This is a genomic window from Vibrio sp. 1069 (assembly GCF_033340555.1).
Map to the genome: position 1 here is coordinate 1 of NZ_JAWOWP010001042.1, position 502 is coordinate 502.

The 502-nt window shown below is 44.8% G+C and carries 1 pseudogene; it reads left to right on the plus strand.

Annotated elements, in window-relative coordinates:
- Positions 1-378, plus strand: a pseudogene (locus tag R7040_RS30495) (GTP-binding protein); the annotation flags it as partial.
- Positions 379-502 lie beyond the last annotated feature (124 nt).

Below are 502 nucleotides of genomic sequence, written 5' to 3' on the forward strand. Positions count from 1 at the left end.
TCTTCTCCTATCGAAACCTACCACCATGAGCATGCACACCAAGAGCCTCAGTTTCAGTTACCACCGGGTGAAGCTTTCATCCGTAAAGAGAACAAAGGGCAGGGCTATTTCAGTTGTGGCTGGCTATTTGGCGCTGAATACAAGTTCGATTTTGATAAGCTGTTCTCGATGTTGTCTGACCTAACTGCCGAACGTGTGAAAGCGGTAGTCAACACCAATCAAGGGTGTTACGCATTTAACGTGGCAAATCGCGTGGTATCGGTCAACGAAATCAGCTTAGAAGGGTTTGAATCACGACTTGAAGTGATTGATTCTCAGCTTCTTCCTTGGGATGAACTAGAGCAAATATTACTGCAACTTGCGGGTATTGAAGGATAGGGCATTCGTCATTCTTCGCGCAAATGTTGGAATGAAACGGTGAATCGACTGCATGGCAGGGTTCACCGTTTTTTCTTTTATCGAGTTTCAGTGAGAAAAGTGAGATAAATCACTCAAATTCGGG